This window comes from Tardiphaga sp. OK246 (assembly GCF_900188215.1).
Taxonomy (GTDB): Bacteria; Pseudomonadota; Alphaproteobacteria; order Rhizobiales; family Xanthobacteraceae; genus Tardiphaga; species Tardiphaga robiniae.
This window is the reverse complement of sequence record NZ_FZOX01000003.1, coordinates 230,664-245,567: the sequence shown is the minus strand read 5'-3', so window position 1 is coordinate 245,567 and position 14,904 is coordinate 230,664. Positions and strand designations below refer to the sequence as shown.

17 protein-coding genes and 1 tRNA gene are annotated in these 14,904 nt (G+C 63.0%); 15 read left to right on the top strand and 3 right to left on the bottom strand.

Translation table 11 applies throughout. From position 1 onward, the window contains the following. The first annotated feature begins 10 nt into the window (after positions 1 to 10). Positions 11 to 208 (top strand): hypothetical protein, encoded by a 198-nt coding sequence (locus CHC01_RS14175; RefSeq protein ID WP_089264937.1) that lies wholly within the window; start codon positions 11 to 13, stop codon positions 206 to 208. 5 nt (positions 209 to 213) lie between these two features. Here the strand turns inward: CHC01_RS14175 and CHC01_RS14170 are convergent, their stop codons facing one another. Further along, positions 214 to 777 (bottom strand): helix-turn-helix domain-containing protein, encoded by a 564-nt coding sequence (locus tag CHC01_RS14170; protein WP_089264936.1) that lies wholly within the window; start codon positions 775 to 777, stop codon positions 214 to 216. Between the two features lie 329 nt (positions 778 to 1,106). Between CHC01_RS14170 and CHC01_RS14165 the strand changes: the two genes are divergently transcribed. From CHC01_RS14165 to CHC01_RS14120, 10 genes are all read left to right on the top strand, one after another. Beyond that, a complete protein-coding gene (locus tag CHC01_RS14165) occupies positions 1,107 to 1,454 on the top strand; it encodes a RidA family protein (protein ID WP_089264935.1) in 348 nt (115 codons plus the stop codon). A 221-nt stretch (positions 1,455 to 1,675) separates the two neighbouring features. Further along, complete coding sequence (locus tag CHC01_RS14160; RefSeq protein WP_502695666.1) at positions 1,676 to 2,932, top strand: MFS transporter; 1,257 nt, start codon at positions 1,676 to 1,678, stop codon at positions 2,930 to 2,932. Positions 2,933 to 3,087: 155 nt separating this feature from the next. Next, on the top strand, positions 3,088 to 3,603 hold the full coding sequence (locus tag CHC01_RS14155; RefSeq protein ID WP_089264933.1) for an MOSC domain-containing protein: 516 nt from the start codon (positions 3,088 to 3,090) through the stop codon (positions 3,601 to 3,603). Further along, complete coding sequence (locus CHC01_RS14150; RefSeq protein WP_089264932.1) at positions 3,600 to 4,556, top strand: PDR/VanB family oxidoreductase; 957 nt, start codon at positions 3,600 to 3,602, stop codon at positions 4,554 to 4,556. Before CHC01_RS14155 ends, CHC01_RS14150 begins: the two co-directional genes overlap by 4 nt. 286 nt (positions 4,557 to 4,842) lie before the next feature. Continuing rightward, positions 4,843 to 5,871, top strand: a complete 1,029-nt coding sequence (locus CHC01_RS14145; protein WP_089264931.1) for a 2-keto-3-deoxygluconate permease — start codon at positions 4,843 to 4,845, stop codon at positions 5,869 to 5,871. A 1-nt stretch (position 5,872) separates the two neighbouring features. Beyond that, positions 5,873 to 7,135 (top strand): four-carbon acid sugar kinase family protein, encoded by a 1,263-nt coding sequence (locus CHC01_RS14140; protein WP_089264930.1) that lies wholly within the window; start codon positions 5,873 to 5,875, stop codon positions 7,133 to 7,135. Then, positions 7,132 to 8,133 carry a 4-hydroxythreonine-4-phosphate dehydrogenase PdxA gene (gene pdxA / locus CHC01_RS14135; RefSeq protein ID WP_089264929.1) on the top strand — a complete coding sequence of 334 codons (1,002 nt, stop codon included), beginning with the start codon at positions 7,132 to 7,134 and terminating at the stop codon, positions 8,131 to 8,133. The genes CHC01_RS14140 and pdxA overlap by 4 nt, the downstream gene beginning before the upstream one ends. 148 nt (positions 8,134 to 8,281) lie before the next feature. After that, complete coding sequence (locus CHC01_RS14130) at positions 8,282 to 9,046, top strand: DeoR/GlpR family DNA-binding transcription regulator (RefSeq protein WP_089264928.1); 765 nt, start codon at positions 8,282 to 8,284, stop codon at positions 9,044 to 9,046. 77 nt (positions 9,047 to 9,123) lie between these two features. Then, positions 9,124 to 9,210, top strand: a tRNA-Leu gene (locus tag CHC01_RS14125). An 82-nt stretch (positions 9,211 to 9,292) separates the two neighbouring features. Beyond that, entirely contained in the window at positions 9,293 to 9,709 is a 417-nt protein-coding gene (locus CHC01_RS14120) for a twin-arginine translocation pathway signal (protein WP_244558362.1), read from the top strand. Between the two features lie 11 nt (positions 9,710 to 9,720). Here CHC01_RS14120 and CHC01_RS14115 read toward each other — a convergent pair whose 3' ends face one another. Both CHC01_RS14115 and CHC01_RS14110 read right to left on the bottom strand, forming a co-directional pair. Then, entirely contained in the window at positions 9,721 to 10,887 is a 1,167-nt protein-coding gene (locus CHC01_RS14115; protein WP_089264926.1) for an FAD-dependent monooxygenase, read from the bottom strand. A gap of 9 nt (positions 10,888 to 10,896) precedes the next feature. Further along, positions 10,897 to 11,142, bottom strand: a complete 246-nt coding sequence (locus CHC01_RS14110) for a zinc-finger domain-containing protein (protein ID WP_089265655.1) — start codon at positions 11,140 to 11,142, stop codon at positions 10,897 to 10,899. Positions 11,143 to 11,371: 229 nt separating this feature from the next. On the opposite strand from CHC01_RS14110, the gene CHC01_RS14105 reads away from it, so the two are divergent. From CHC01_RS14105 to CHC01_RS14090, 4 genes are all read left to right on the top strand, one after another. Continuing rightward, on the top strand, positions 11,372 to 12,580 hold the full coding sequence (locus CHC01_RS14105) for a hypothetical protein (protein WP_244558361.1): 1,209 nt from the start codon (positions 11,372 to 11,374) through the stop codon (positions 12,578 to 12,580). A 67-nt stretch (positions 12,581 to 12,647) separates the two neighbouring features. Continuing rightward, positions 12,648 to 13,400, top strand: coding sequence for an alpha/beta fold hydrolase (locus CHC01_RS14100; protein WP_089264925.1), 753 nt, complete (start codon positions 12,648 to 12,650; stop codon positions 13,398 to 13,400). Between the two features lie 226 nt (positions 13,401 to 13,626). Beyond that, positions 13,627 to 14,454, top strand: coding sequence for a serine O-acetyltransferase (gene cysE / locus CHC01_RS14095; protein WP_068736178.1), 828 nt, complete (start codon positions 13,627 to 13,629; stop codon positions 14,452 to 14,454). A 174-nt stretch (positions 14,455 to 14,628) separates the two neighbouring features. Further along, positions 14,629 to 14,847: a DUF3126 family protein gene (locus tag CHC01_RS14090; RefSeq protein ID WP_068736180.1), complete on the top strand. Its 219-nt coding sequence runs from the start codon at positions 14,629 to 14,631 to the stop codon at positions 14,845 to 14,847. Positions 14,848 to 14,904: the final 57 nt, after the last annotated feature.

Here is a 14,904-nt window from a genome sequence, read left to right as displayed (position 1 = left end):
AGATGGCCACATGACGTATGACGAGCGCGTTGAGCAGGCGATCATGGCCCATGACGTCGATGCGTTGATTGAATTTGCTTATGGTTATCCCTGCAAATGCACCACGCGCAGGGGCGAGCCGATGTGCGTCTGCAAAATGCAGGCACAGGCCTTGCGCAAGAAGGTCGCGCCGCGCGCGCTTTTCAGCGGAAGAATTGAACGCGTCTAGGAAACTCAGCGCTCGGGCGAGGCGGCGGACACGACCAGCAGCACGTCGGCCTTGGGCTTGCCGATGCTGCGCACCCAGTGCGGGGTCTCTCCGGAAAAGTACAGGCAGTCGCCTTTCTTCAGGACGATCTCTTCGTCCTCGATCTTGATCGCCATCTTGCCTGATATGACGAACAGGAATTCCTCGCCCGCATGCGATGCGCGCGGCGCGAATTTCAGCGGCGGCCGGATCAGGAACGGCTCCATCATCTTGCGTGTGCGTCCCGCAGCCAGCGCCAGCAGATCGACGCCGTCGTCCTGCATGGGCGTTTGCTGTTCGTCCTGCCGGAACAGCGTGTAGCGCGGGGCCGGCGTTGGGTTGGGGTCGAACAGATAGGTGACGTTGACATCGAGCGCGGCGGCGAGGCGCAGCAGCGCATTGACCGACGGCGTTTTCAGGCCGCGCTCGACGAGGGAAATGTAGCCGCGTGTCAGTTCGCTCTGGGCGGCGAGCTGATCCAGCGTCAGTCCCTTGGTGGTGCGTAGCTGGCGCAGGTTGAAGCCAACCGCATTCTTGCTGACGTCGAGCAACGTCGATCTCCTGATGAGGTGCTTGTTCTTTTAGAGGGCGCGCGGCGATGGTGGAAGGGCCGTCTCGCTGATGTCTTTGAAAGAGCTCCAGAACGATGCCGGAGTGTTTCTACAGGAAAACATTGCTGCAGATATTTCCAGCACGGGCAAGGATAATTTAGGCAAAAGTGCCGGAGAACGCCGATTTTTAGCCTGCGTTATGTGCATCGGCTGCCTTTTGCCGATTTAGGCGTCAGATGCCGATTTTCGTGACGTTGATTTCTGTCAGTAAACCTGTTGGATTTTGATGACGGGAATATGTCCTCAGAAAACGACACGAAGGCAGATATATGATCAAGCGTTTGAAGCCCGGTAAGCGGCTCAGCATGGCCACGGTGCATGGTGGTCTCGTTTATCTCGCAGGGCAAGCGCCGGACGATCTGTCTGTCGGTGTCGAAGCGCAGGCCGCCGAAGTGCTCGCCAAGATCGATGCACTGCTCAGCGAAGCCGGCACCGACAAGTCATCGATCCTGAGCGCCACGGTGTGGTTGCCAAACATCGCGGATTTCGCGGCTTTCAATACGGTCTGGGATGAGTGGGTGCCGGCAGGCGCATCGCCTGCACGCGCCTGTGTCGAAGCGCGGCTCGCCAATCCCTCGATCAGAGTCGAGATCGCAGCCATCGCTGCGATTCTCTAGGGAATCGCTGCCATTCCTTAGGCATCACCACCGCCTGCGCTGAGGCGACTGAAGCAACAGCGAAAGTTCACGAGAAGACCCGGACTGCGCCGCGAGATGTCGCGGCACGGAACGAGCCCACGCGCCTGAAACTGAACATGTCTTTTGAAGGAGTGAACATGACCGTCGCAGAAGAATTCAATACAGTCACCGCCACGGCGGAGAATCCCGACGATGCGGCCATGCGCAAGATCGTCTGGTCGAGCGTGATCGGCACCGCCGTCGAGTGGTACGACTTCCTGATCTATGGCGCGGCAACCGCGCTGGTGTTCAACAAGGTGTTCTTCGCCGCCGGCGATCCGGCACTCGCAACTATCGCAGCCTTTGGCACCTATGCTGTCGGCTTCCTCGCGCGTCCGCTCGGCGCGGCGATCTTCGGTCACTATGGCGACCGTGTCGGCCGCAAGGCGATGCTCGCTATTACGATCATGGTGATGGGTCTCGGCACATTCACCATCGGCCTGCTGCCGACCTATGCACAGATCGGCATCGCAGCGCCGATCCTGCTCATCGCACTGCGCTTCCTGCAGGGCATCGGCCTTGGCGGCGAGTGGGGCGGTGCGGTGCTGATGGTGGTCGAGAACTGTCCGACACATAAACGCGGCTTCCTCGGAAGCATGGTGCAGGTCGGCAATCCCGTCGGCAATCTCGCAGCCATCGGCATGTTCGCGCTGGTGTCGCAACTGCCTGAAGAAGACTTCATGAGCTATGGCTGGCGTATTCCGTTCCTGATCTCGATCCTGCTGGTCGGCGTCGGCCTCTGGATCCGCATGAGCATGGAAGAGACTCCGGCCTTCCGCGCGCTCAAGGCGAAGAATGAAGTCGCCAAGATGCCGATCGTTGAAATCTTCAAGTATCACCGCCGTCCGTTCTTCACGGCCGTCGGTCTGAAGATCTCGGAGATCGCTTATGCCTCGATCGCCGGCGTGTTCATCATGTCCTATGCGACGTCGAAGCTCGGCCTGTCGCGCGGGCTGGTGCTGAACGGCGCCTTCATCGCATCCTTCGTTGCACTGTTCTCGATCCCGTTCTTCGGCTGGCTGTCGGACAAGGTCGGGCGCAAGGCGATGTTCTATGCGAGCTGCCTCTTTTGCGCGGCTTTCGCATTCCCGATGTTCTGGCTGCTGGATACGCGCGATCCGACCATCGTGATCCTCACCATCGTTGTCGCGATCTCGTTCGGCCAGATGGTGATGTTCGGCATCGGCGCGCCCTGGTACTCGGAGCTGTTCACCGCGAAGCTGCGCTATAGCGGTGCGTCGCTCGGCTTCCAGGTCGGTGCGGCCATCTCGGGCGGTCTCAGCCCGCTGATCGCGGCCTCGCTGATGACCTGGGCCGGTGCGACCTGGCCGGTCTCCGTGTTCCTGATCTTCTGCGCCTGCATCACCGCGATCGCGACATCCTTTGCGCCGGAAATGGCGAACAAGGAACTGACCTGAACGCAGTCTTCGTCATGCCCGGCGCATGCCGGGCATCCACGTCTTTGACCGCATGAAGACGTGGATGGCCGGGACATCCAGCGAAGCCGCGCTTCGCGCTTTGCCCGGCCATGACGGAGTGATGTGTCGCCCAAGCCTCTACAAGGACGAAAGCAATGCTCGATACCATTACTTCCGCATCCATTGCTCTGGTCCCGTCATGGACCGGCGTGGTGCGCTATCTCCACATCACGCCGCGCGCGTTCCTGCCGATGCGTGAAATGCCAGAACTCACTTTGATTGCCGGCAAGGGCATCGAGGGCGATCGCTACATGATCGGCCGCGAGGAGGGGTTCTATTCGCACAAGCCCGAAGAGGGGCGTCAGGTCACGTTGTTCGAATACGAGACGCTGGTAGCCCTGAAGCGCGATCACAATATCGATCTCGGTCCCGAGGAGCATCGCCGCAATGTCACCGTATCCGGCGTACCGCTAACGCATCTGGTCGGTCGCCAGTTCTGGCTCGGCGAGACGCTGCTGGAATCAACACGGCTCTCGATCCCATGCCGACACATCGAGGAGATCACCGGCAAGGCGATCTTCGATCCGCTGATCAATCGCTCGGGCCTTAACTGCAGGATCCTGCAGGGTGGTACCGTGCGCGTCGGCGATGCCGTGCGGAACATGCAATGAGCGCGGTGCCGATTACTAAAGTCAGGACCATCGTCGACACGGTCGAGGACGGCGGCCGGGGCATCAAGCTGTTCTCGCTGGTCGATCCCGATCACTGGGAGCTGCCGCCGTTCCGGCCGGGTGCGCATATCGATCTGCATCTGCCCGGTGGATTGGTGCGGACTTACTCGCTCTGCAACGACCCCGCCGATGACAAGCGCTATGTCGTTGCGGTGAAACGCGAGGCCGAAGGGCGGGGCGGTTCGATTGTGCTGCATGACGAGGTCAAGGTCGGCGACACCATCGGCGTGACGCTGCCCCGCGGCGGGCTCGATCTGTCCGCGGATGTGACGCGCTTCACCTTCATTGGCGGTGGCATCGGTGTGACGCCGTTCCTGTCAGCGGCGGCCTTCCTCAAACGTATGGGCCGTTCGAAATTCACGCTGCACATGATTGCGCGCGGTGAGCCGCCACTCGCCGATCTCCTCGCGGCGCTGCGCAAGTCCGGTCATGTGGTGATTCACGACACGTCGAGCGGGCAACGCCCGGATATCGCGGCACTGGTCGGCCGGCCGTTGTCGGACGTCGCTCTCGCCTGCTGCGGTCCCGACGGCATGATCGACGACTTCGAACAGGCGTCACGCGACTGGCCCGCCGATCGCGTTCATATCGAGCGCTTCGTGCCACCGCCGCTGCCGGTCGACCCCGACGCGAAGCCCTATGTGCTCGCGCTGGCGAAGTCGAAGCGGGAAATCACCGTGGCCGCGGGGCAGACCATGCTGTCAGCGCTGACAGATATCGGCATCGACGTGCCGGCATCCTGCTGCGGCGGCATCTGCGGCTCCTGCAAGGTGGACTGGCTCGAAGGACAGCCGGTGCATCGCGACCGCGTGCTGTCGCCGGCGGAGCGCGAACGCAGCCTCCTGGTCTGCGTGGCAGGTTCCGCTGGGGATCGTCTGGTTCTCGATCTCTGACATCCGATCTGACGGCCAAACAGGCGACAACGGTTCATCCGTTGCCGCCTGTTTGCGTTTCATGCAGCGCATCGGAACGCGCGACGTTCCGGTCAGCGAAACGCCCGCTTTGAATGGCTTACAAGCATACCTTGACCGCTTAACTAATTTTTAGAAATTGCGCAAATTGCGCAAAAAGTGTTTGATGTCTGCGTAATTTGCGCATATCGGGCGGTGTGCGCAGGGGCTCCTGAGGGAAATTGCGCAGAATAATCAGTGATGCGCACGGCGCGGGAAGGAAACAACCATGCAGATTCCAATTAAGCGGGCGATTGAGAAGGTGCCGGGCGGCATGATGACGGTGCCGCTGCTGATCGGCGCGCTGTTCGCGACCTTTGCCCCCAACACCCCGAAATTCTTCGGCTCGTTCACCGGCGCGCTGTTCTCCGGCGGCGCTCTCAGCATTCTCGCCGTGTTCTATGTGTGCATGGGTGCGAGCATCGACTTCAAGGCGACGCCTTACATCGTGAAGAAGGGCGGCGCCCTGATGATCGTGAAGGTCGGTACCGCCATCATCCTCGGCCTGATCTTCGGCCGCTTCCTCGGTGAAGCGCCGGTCACCGCCGGCATTTTCGCAGGCGTGTCGACGCTGGCGATCGTCGCCGCCATGAACGACACCAATGGCGGTCTCTACATGGCGCTGATGGGCCAGTATGGCCGTCCGCGCGACGTGGGTGCCTATAGCATCATGACGCTGGAAAGCGGTCCGTTCCTCACCATGGTTACGCTCGGCGTTGCCGGTCTGTCGTCGTTCCAGTGGCCCGCGCTCGTCGGCGCAATCCTCCCGCTGGTGGCCGGCATGATCCTTGGTAATCTCGACCGCGAACTGCGCGACTTCCTCAGCAAGGCCGTGCCTGTGATGATCCCGTTCTTCGCCTTCGCGCTCGGCACCGGCCTGAACCTGACGCAGGTCTGGCAGGCGGGTCTGCTCGGCGTCGGCATGGGCGTGGCCGTCGTGATCGTGACCGGCATCCCGCTGTTCTTCGTTGACCGTCTCACCGGCGGCAACGGCGTTGCGGGTGTTGCTGCGGCGTCGACCGCCGGCAATGCGGCGGCTGTGCCTGCAATCGTCGCTGCGGCCAATCCGGCCTATGCGGCTGCTGCCGGCCCGGCGACCATCCTCATCGCGGCCTGCGTGGTCGTGACGGCGATCCTGACGCCGATCCTGACCTCGTGGGTTGCCGGCATCGTCGGCCGTGATGTCGAGCCGGAAGCGGAGGCGACGACGCCTGCTGCGCCAAGCGTCGCATCACCCGCACCAGTGGCTGGGCGCTAAGATGACGGGTCGCTGGCTGATCCTCGCTGACGATCTTACCGGTGCAGCGGACTGCGCCATCGCCTTCGGTCGTCGGGGCCTTGCGGCTGCCGTGACCTGGGGCGAGATCGCAGGCGCCGGGGCAAGTGCCGGGGATCGCCAGCATCCGGTTATCTCCTATGATGCAGCGAGCCGCGGCCTCACGGCCGAGGCCGCTGCGAGCCGTCATGTTGACGTGCTGAAACAGTTGATGGAGCCGGACCGGCTCCTGTTCAAGAAGATCGACTCCACGCTGCGCGGTCAGCCAGCTTCCGAGACGGCGGCTGCGCTCGCGCATCTCAAGGCGCAGTCCGGTTCGGCCTTCGGCATCTTCGCGCCGGCCTTTCCGGCGACCAACCGCACCACCATCGATGGCCGCGTGATGGTCGGCGGCCGTCCGCTGGAAGAAGCCGAAGTGTGGAAGCGCGATCACACCTATGACAATGCCGATATCGCCGACGTGCTCGCATCTGCAGGTGTTCGCAGCGAGAAGGTCCTGCTTGCGACTATCCGCGGCGAGCATCTCGAGACTCACCTTGCGCGTATCGCGTCCGAGGACAGCGTCGTTGCGATCTGCGATGCGGAGACCGAGCACGACCTGCATCTGATCGCCGAAGCCAGCCTGAAGATTTCGCCGGCGACAGTGTTCATCGGTAGCGCCGGCCTTGCACATGCGCTGGCGGCGCTCGATGACACCAGTGCCGCCGAGAAGCTGGAAATTCCGCCCAGCATCTACGGCACGCTGATCGTGGTCGGCTCGCTCGCCGGCGCGTCGCGCTCCGCAGCGCGCAAGCTTGTCGCGAGTGGCACCGTCACTCATCTGCCTGTCACACCTGAAGTCCTGCTTGGCGACAAGGCAGGGCAGGCGGCGTTGGCCGCGCGCGTGACCGAAGGCTTGATCGCAGGCGGCGATGTCCTGGTCGAGATCGTGATGGATGACAATCCGAAAATGTCGCTCGGCCCGCAGCTCGCGCAGAATCTTGCCGATGCGCTCGTGCCGGTGGCGTCCAGCATCGGCGCCTTTGCAGCAACTGGCGGCGAGACTGCCGCAGCACTCTTGTCGCGCTTCGGTGTCAACGGAATCCGTCTGGCGGACGAGATCGAGCCCGGCGTTTCGCTCGGGCTTACGCTCGGCGCATTGTCCGTGCCGATCGCCACCAAGGCCGGCGCCTTCGGCGACGAGAACAGCCTGATCAAAATTCGCGAACGTCTTCACATCGTCCGAACTCAAGGAAGCTTCACATGACCCGTCCGACCATTGCGATCACCATGGGCGATCCCGCAGGCATCGGGCCCGAAGTGATTATGAAGGCCTTCGCGCATCCGGAAATGCTCGCGATGTGCAATCCGCTGGTGATTGGCGATGCCAATCGCCTGCGCAAGGCCGGCGAGATCGTCGGCGCCAGGATCGGCGTTGACTCGCTCAGCGATGCAAAGGCTGCGAATTTTGCGTCGAAGAACGTCCAATGCGTTGACTTGAAGATCGTTCCCGACGATTTGCCGTTCGGGCAGAACTCCCCGATCGCAGGCGAGGCGGCTTACCGCTTCATCGAGAAGGCCGTCGAGATCGTTCAGGCCGGCATCGCCCAGGGTATCTGCACCGCACCGCTCTCCAAGGAAGCGCTGCATGCAGCCGGTCACAAATATCCCGGGCATACCGAACTGCTCGCGCATCTGACCGGCACGCCTGAAGTGTCGATGATGCTGGTGTCGCCGAAGCTGCGCGTGATTCACGTGACGACGCATATCGGCCTGATCGATGCCATCAAGAAGATCGAGCCGGGCCTGGTCGAACGCGTCATCACGCGCGGCCATGAGGTGCTGGTGAAGGCCGGCATCAAGAATCCGAAGATCGGCGTTTGCGCCATCAATCCGCATGCCGGCGAGAACGGCCTGTTCGGCTATGGCGAGGAGGCCGAGAAGATCACGCCCGCGGTCGAAGCCTGTCAGAAGAAGGGCTGGGACGTGCGCGGCCCTCTGCCGGCCGATACGCTGTTCTTCCTCGCAGGGCGCGGCGACTACGACATGGTGGTGGCGATGTATCACGATCAGGGCCATGGCCCGATCAAGGTGCTGGGTCTGGAATCCGGCGTGAACATCACGGTCGGACTTCCCGTCATCCGCACCTCGGTCGATCACGGCACCGCCTTCGACATCGCCGGCAAGGGCATTGCCGATGAGCGCAGCCTTCTCGAGGCCTTGCGGCAGGCGGTGGATCTCGCACCGGGATCCAAGGCGGCCTGACAATCTCCGTCATGCCCGGCCTTGTGCCGGGCATCCACGTCTTGTTACTTCGAAGACGTGGACGGCCGGGACGTCAAGCGAAGCTCGCTTCGCGCTGCCCGGCCATGACGAAACGCTGGTAAATACCAGCTTGATTGGCTGAGGTTCGATGTCGATGCGCAACAAGGAACGTCGCTCACGCCTGCTGGACGCGCTGAATGCCGGCGAGATCGATGTCGACGATCTCGCGCGGCGCTTCGGTGTGTCCGGGTCCACCGTGCGGCGCGACCTGCAGCATCTCTCGAAGAACAACGCGGTGCGCCGTACTTACGGCGGCGCGATTCTCACCGGCCATGTCGCAGAGACCACGCTCGACCAGCGTTTCGCGGTCCAGGGCAAGGAGAAGCAGGCCATCGCGCGGGCCGCGATCGACCTGATCGAGGACGGCGACACGCTGATCCTCGATGCCGGCTCGACGGTCGCGGCATTCGGCAAGCTGCTGTTGCAGCGCCGCCTGCGCATCATCACCAACAATATCGCGCTGCTGCCGTTTCTCGCCAAGGCACCAAGCATCGAACTCGTGGTGCTCGGCGGCGCGCTGCGCTCAACCAGCATGAGCACCATGGGACCTCTGGCCAGCGAGGGACTGCGCCGGCTCACGGCCGACCGCGCCATCATGAGCGCCGACGGTGTCGTGAGCGGCCGCGGGTTGTGCGAGGCCGACCTCGATCAGGTCGCCTTGAAGTCCCTGATGATGCAGCAGGCCAAGGAGGTCATCGTGCTCGCCGACGCCGGCAAGCTCGGCCGCGCCGAACAGGACGCCTGGGCGCCGTTCCCGCCGCGCTGGACGCTGGTGACGGGCGCTGGCGCCTCGGCGGAGCAGCGCAAGCTGATGGAGCATGCAGGGGCGCATATCGTCGTGGCGGGGGCGTAGCGGGGCTTTATGCGTGTTCTGGCGCCAGGCGGATATGGGATCGACTTGCGGCGAAAACCGGCTAAGTAGGTGCCAGCGCGGACGTGGCGGAACTGGTAGACGCAAGGGACTTAAAATCCCTCGATGGCAACGTCGTGCGGGTTCGATTCCCGCCGTCCGCACCAGCCTTCAGGGGAACTTCAGCCTCAATCCGGCCACCGGCGGCTGCTTTACGCAACGTCAATCCTGCCCGGCTAGAAAGTCCCGATGATCGTTTGTCCTTCCCGTTCCCGCCTGCCGATGCGCGCTGCTGCGATGGCGTCATTGCTCGTTCTGGCCGGCTATCTCGGCGGCTGCGCCAGCATGGGCGATGGCATGGTGTCGGGCGCTTTCGTCGATCCTGCGAAATATGACCTTTATGATTGCCCGCAGCTTGAGACCGAGCGCAAGACGCTTGCGACGCGGACGGCCGAATTGCAGGGGCTGATCGACAAGGCGCAGACCGGCACGGGTGGAGCGGTGGTCAGCGAACTCGCTTATCGCAACGATTACATCTCCACGCGGGCGCAGGCCAAGCTGGCGGAAGAGAACTGGCAGAAGAGCAAGTGTGTGGCCAGTCCGCCGAAAGCGCCGGCAGCGTCAGAACCCATTACGCCGCGCAAGCGCGCTGGCGCCCGCTCCTGAGCCTGTCAGGATCAGAGTTTCCAGTCATAGATCCAATCCTGCCGCGCCTGTAGACGCTCTGCACCGAGCGCGCGCATGGCGAGGTCGCGCGCCAGCGCCATGGGGCCACGCAGATGATAAATCTGGCCGGATTGCCGGGCGGTGCGCTGTATCAGGCCGACGCGTAGCTGGCGTAGCGCGGCGTAGCGCGCCAATGCGGGCGCGATCGCTGCGGCATCGTGGCCAGCGGCGGCAAGGCACTCCGCCAGCACCGCCGCATCCTCGATGGCCATGCCCGCGCCTTGCGCGGCGAAAGGCAGCATCGCATGGGCGGCATCGCCGAGCAGCGCCACGGATCCCTCGTGCCACATGCCGCCGTCCGGCATCGTGAACAGCGGCCAGCGCCGCCAGTTATCGACGCTCTCGATCATGGCGCGTGCATTGGCGGGCCAGCGCGACGCTGCAAAATGTTGGCGGATCTCGCTGGCGTCGCCGATGTCGCTGCTGCCCAGCTGCATCGCGGCGCCGGGCATGATGGCGACCATGTTGATCCGCTCGCCCGATGACACCGGATAGACAACGAGATGGCCTTTCGGCCCCATCCAGAGCTGGACGCCATGGGGGACCAGGTCGCTTTTCAGCCGGCTCGTTTCCAGCGTCCCACGCCAGGCGATGAGACCGGAGAAGTGCGGCTGCGTTTCGGGAAACAGTTGCCGTCGCACGAAAGACCACGCGCCATCGGCGCCGATCAAGGCCAGCACCGACTCGCCGTTGACGATGATACCGGCGGGCGTGGCGCGGAGGTTGTCCACGGGACAACTGAGGCGCAGTTCAATGTCGGGATGCGCGATGACCGCGCCGAGCAATGCCGATTGCAGATCGGCGCGATGCACTAGCCAGTAGGGTGCGTCATCGCGGGCGCTGCCGAGTGGCAGGCGGATCACTTCGCCGCCGCTGCGCGCGGTCATGATGCTCACACTGGCCGGCGTCGTGACATGGGGCGCAAGGCGTGGTTGCAGGCCAAGGCCGATTAGTATGCGGGTCGCATTGGGCGAGAGCTGCAGCCCGGCGCCGGCTTCTTCAAGCCGTCCGGTCTTCTCACAGATGAGGACGCGAAAACCCCGGGCGGCCAGCGCGAGTGCGGCCGTAAGTCCGCCGATGCCCGCACCAGCGATGACGATGGTGCGCCGCGCCGTCACGGCCGGAAATCAGGCAACCTTGTCTTTCACCACGCATTCCGGCGGACGTGACTGGCCGGCGCCGAGATCGGCGGCAAAGCGATACAGGGTCGAGCAATACGGGCAGATGATCTCGTTGTCGTTGCCGAGGTCGAGGAAGACATGCGGATGATCGAACGGCGGATTTGCACCCACGCACATGAATTCCTGCGAGCCGATCTCGATGATCGGAACGCCGGCGTCATTGTGAAAGTGCGGAACCACGTGGTCGGACATCTTCTCTACCTTTGCTCGCAACAGCCGCGGGCGTATGAACCGGCGCGCCATTCAGTGCGTCGCACCATACTGGTCCGGAACCATGATTCCTAGACCGCGCAGGGGTCATTCATTCGTACAAATTCGACACAATTCGGGTGTCTCCGAATAGCCCTTCTTTCGTCGGGGCAGTTGTGTCCACGGTGTGACGCACCATTTCTAAAGAGGTGCAAGGATAGGGTTTCCCGCCATGTGGTTCCGGCTCGACACAGCTTTGACGGGGGTAGCGGTCTGCGCGACCGCCGGCCTGCTGTTGCTGCCGCATGCGCGCGACGCCGGTGCCGTGCTCGCCGCGCAGGACGACCCCGTCGCTCTGGCCGATGCGCAACTCAGCTCTGCATTGCGGAATGATCCCGCGGTGCTCGCCCGCAATATCGAAGACGCGCTCGCGGCCAGGGATGCGGACCTCGCCAAGAGTTTTGCCGACGTTGCGGCTGCCAGAAATGTTCAACTGCCGGACGATCTTTCCAAGCGTGTGACGGATGCGGTTGCGGACGAGAATTCCGCCTCCCATTTCGCCAGCCGCTTTGCGACTGGCTTTGTCACCGGCACTGCCGACGATGTCGGCAGCCTGTCGGGTACCGTTGCCGGCGATCTCTTTGTGTTCGGCGATATTCGCGACGTGGTGCGCGAGGGCAAGCACATGGCGATGGGTGAGGACACCGATCACCTTATTCTCGGCCTTGCTGCCGCAGGCCTCGCTGTTACCGCCGCGACCTATGTCAGCGTTGGCGGTGTGGCTCCCGTGCGTGCCGGCCTCACGCTGGTGAAGGATGCGCGTAAGGTCGGGCGGATCGGCGAGGGACTCACCACCTGGGCGGCGCGCTCGGCGCGCGGCGTGGTGGATGGGCCAATGCTGCGCGCTGCCGTGGCCGATGCCTCGCTGCTGCGCCCGGGCCAGACCATCACTGCGGTGAAGGCGGCGTTCCGCACCGAGAAGGCCGGCGGCATCGTGCGTCTCGCCGGAGATGTCGGCCGTGTCGGCGAGAAGGCCGGCACGCGGGGCGCGCTCGATACGCTGCGTATCGCCCAGAGCCCGAAAGATGTCACGCGCGCGGCGCGTCTGGCCACGGCCAAGGGCGGCCAGACCCGCGCGATCATGAAGATGTTCGGCCGCGGCGCGCTGCTGCTGGCGGCTGGCGCGTTCAATCTTTCGATGTGGGTGTTCTGGGCATTGTTCGCGCTGCTTGGATTTGTTGTGTCGATCAAGGCAACCACCGAGCGCATCACCTGGTCGTGGCTGCAGCGCTCCAAGGCGAAGCGCGCGCAGCGTGATCTGACGGTCCGACAGGATGCTCTGCTGCAGGAGATCTCACGCAAGGACGCATTACTCAGGGACATGGCTCTCCGCCATCCAGCGCCGGCTCACTCACTGGCGCCGGTGCTCGTCCACGGGTAAACTGCGCGCTTCCCATCACCATTCATTCTCTCAATCACCCCATCTCTCAATCGTAACGGAATTCTGGATGCCGAGCTTTCACAACGGCGCTGTCGAAATTGCTTATCTCGATGAAGGCGAGGGCGATCCGATCGTTCTCGTGCATGGCTTTGCATCGAGCAAGAACGTCAACTGGGTCTACCCGACCTGGGTGTCGGAATTGAAGAAGCACAATCGCCGCGTCATCGCGCTCGACAATCGCGGCCATGGCGATTCCAGCAAGCTCTACGATTCCGAACAATACAGCATCGGTGCGATGGCCGCCGACGTGCGCGCGCTGCTCGCGCATCTTGGTATCGTGCGCACCGACATGATGGGTTATTCGATGGGCGCGCGCATCACTGCCTATATCGCCTATAGCCATCCCGAATTGATCCGCAGCGCGATCTTCGGCGGGCTGGGCATCGGCCTCATCAAGGGTGGTGGTCCCGGCGAGAACGTCGCCCTCGCGCTCGAGGCGGATTCGCTCGATGACGTCACCGATCCCGTCGGCCGCACCTTCCGCGCTTTCGCCGATCAGACCCGCTCTGATCGCCGCGCGCTCGCAGCCTGTCTGCGCGGCTCGCGCCGGCTGATGACGAATGAGGAAGCCGCCGCCATCAAGGTGCCGCTGCTGATCGCGGTTGGAACGACGGACGAGATCAGCGGCTCCGCGCAGGAGTTGCAGAAGGTCATCGCCGGCTCAGAAGTGCTGGATATCCCGAACCGCGATCATATGCGGGCGGTCGGCGATCGCGTTTACAAGGAAGGCGTGCTGGATTTCCTGTCCCGCCGCCCGTGATGACAATTGGCGAGGGGCGCACCTTGTTTTGATCACACGAGCGCCCACTTCTGATGCACGCCCGGTTTGTGGGCGGGGTGGGGTCGTCCCGGGAATGTCTGCGCTTTCAATGTGTTAGCGGAGGATTGCCGGGTAAGCCACCGTTCACGATGGCAGGAGCCGTGTCACGACAGCGACGCGTCTTGTGCTATAACCGATGCACTATTCAGGAAATTGCGAGTCCGCCATGGCCGTGCAGAGCATCAATCCGCAGAATTCAAAACTCGCAACGCTGGATCCGATCTGGGATCGCATCCGTTCCGAGGCGGAAGACATCGTCCATCGCGAGCCTGAACTCGCATCCTTCATTTATTCGACCGTGCTGCATCACAACCGTCTGGAAGATTCGGTGGTGCACCGCGTTGCCGAACGTCTCGATCACGCAGCGCTGTCCGGCGACCTGATCCGCCAGACCTTCGACGAAGCGCTGCGCGACGAGCCAGATCTTGGCAATGCGTTCCGCGCCGACCTCGTCGCCGTGTTCGACCGCGATCCTGCCACCACGCGCTTCATCGATCCGCTGCTATACTTCAAGGGCTTTCATGCCATCCAGGCGCATCGTCTTGCGCATTGGCTCCACAAAAAGGGCCGCAAGGACTTTGCGTGGTATCTGCAGAGCCGCTCGTCGGCCGCTTTCCAGACCGACATCAATCCTGCCGCCAAGATCGGCCGCGGAATCTTTCTCGATCACGCGACCGGCTTTGTCGTTGGCGAGACCGCTGTGATCGAAGACGACGTGTCGATCCTGCACGGCGTGACGCTCGGCGGCACCGGCAAGGAAAACGAGGACCGCCATCCGAAGATTCGCCACGGCGTGCTGATCGGCGCCGGCGCCAAGATTCTCGGCAATATCGAGGTCGGCCATTGCGCGCGGATTGCCGCGGGCTCGGTTGTCGTCAAGCCAGTGCCGCACAACGTCACCGTGGCCGGCGTGCCGGCGAAGATCGTCGGCGAAGCCGGCTGTTCGGAGCCGTCGCGCACCATGAACCAGATGCTGAACGCGATCGGGCTCTGATTTTCAGGGGCTGAGACTTCTGGGCTTGCGATTTGCAAGCGCTGATATTGCACGCGTTTTCGTTCACTTGTGGGATGGCGTGATTTTTCGAGAAACGGCCTAGCCGTGGCCGTCATCTCGCATTAAAGCTTCTCTCCATCAGCTCAACAGACATCAACTGCATTGGAGACACCTGTGGACGTTCAGGAAGTCAGAAAGCTCGACGCCTATCTCAAGCGCGTGTTCGGCAACCAGAAGCTCCGCGTGGTGCCGCGCCCGAAGAAGGACGACTCCGCCGAAGTCTATATCGGCGAAGAATTCATCGGCGTGCTGTTCGTCGATGACGAAGACGATGATCGCTCGTTCCAGTTCCAGATGGCGATCCTGGAAGAAGACCTCGTCGATAACGGCTGAGCAGGCACCTTGCCCCGCTTGGCGGCGGCGAGATCAGCGCAAGCGCTGCGTGGGTCG